Source organism: Lysobacter sp. 1R34A, assembly GCF_051217035.1.
GTDB lineage: Bacteria > Pseudomonadota > Gammaproteobacteria > Xanthomonadales > Xanthomonadaceae > Lysobacter.
In genome coordinates this window covers 1-965 of sequence record NZ_JBPKJP010000209.1, presented here as the reverse complement: position 1 = coordinate 965, position 965 = coordinate 1, and the positions used below count along the sequence as shown (strand labels likewise).

General features: G+C 72.8%; 2 protein-coding genes. One reads left to right on the top strand and one right to left on the bottom strand.

The annotated features are described in order from the left end of the window. Window positions 1-236: hypothetical protein (locus ACSAMQ_RS20580; protein WP_435397438.1), on the bottom strand; the 236-nt coding region annotated here is incomplete at its 3' end. Here ACSAMQ_RS20580 and ACSAMQ_RS20575 point away from each other — a divergent pair. Continuing rightward, window positions 121-965, top strand: an 845-nt coding sequence (locus ACSAMQ_RS20575) for a YhdP family protein (protein WP_435397437.1), incomplete at its 3' end; no start/stop codon positions are given. The genes ACSAMQ_RS20580 and ACSAMQ_RS20575 overlap by 116 nt on opposite strands.

Here is a 965-nt window from a genome sequence, read left to right as displayed (position 1 = left end):
CGCGCGCCGAGCGCGTCGTCCGCGACTGCGACCGCGACTGCGAGCGCGAGCGGAAACATCGCCGCCGGCCACGCGCCGGCGAGCGCGGCCGCGACGGCGGCGCCCATCGGCGTCAATGCGATCGATCCGGCGAAGATTCCCGCGCTCGCGCTCGACGTCACCGAGCTGCGGGTCGGCGATGCCGCGCTCGGCAAGGCGATGATCCGCACCCGGCCGACGCCGGCCGGGATGCGCATCGAACAACTGAGCACGCGCGCCGACAAGCAATCGCTCGACATCAGCGGCGACTGGACCGGCCGTGGCGCGGCGGCGCGCACTCATCTGAGCGTCGCCCTCGACAGCGGCGACATCGGCGCGCTGCTCGGCGGTTTCGGTTTCGCAGGCCAGATCGGCGGCGGCAAGGCCAAGGCCAAGCTCGATGCGGGTTGGCCGGGCAGCCCGGCCGCGTTCGCGCTGGGTTCGCTGGAAGGCAGCCTGAACCTGGAAGCGCGCAACGGCCGTCTGATCGAGGTCGAACCCGGCGCCGGGCGCGTGCTCGGCCTGCTCAGCGTCGCCCAGTTGCCGCGTCGTCTGACCCTGGATTTCCGCGACCTGTTCTCGAAAGGCTTCGCTTTCGACCGTATCGACGGCACGGTGCGCTTCGGCAACGGCACCGCGCGCAGCGACAACCTGGTGATCGACGGCCCGGCTGCGGCGATCGCGATCCGCGGCGCCGCCGATCTGCGCGCGCAGCGCTACGACCAGACCATCGAAGTGAGGCCCAAGGCGGCCAACCTGCTGACCGCGGTCGGCGCGCTCGCGGCCGGCCCGGTCGGCGCGGCGATCGGCGCGGCGGCGAACGCGGTGCTGCAGAAACCGCTCGGCAGCCTGGCCTCGAAGACCTACCGGGTCACCGGGCCGTGCAAGGAACCCAAAGTCGAGGTGGTGACCCGCGAGCAGACCCGCCTGGCCACGCCAGCGCCGCC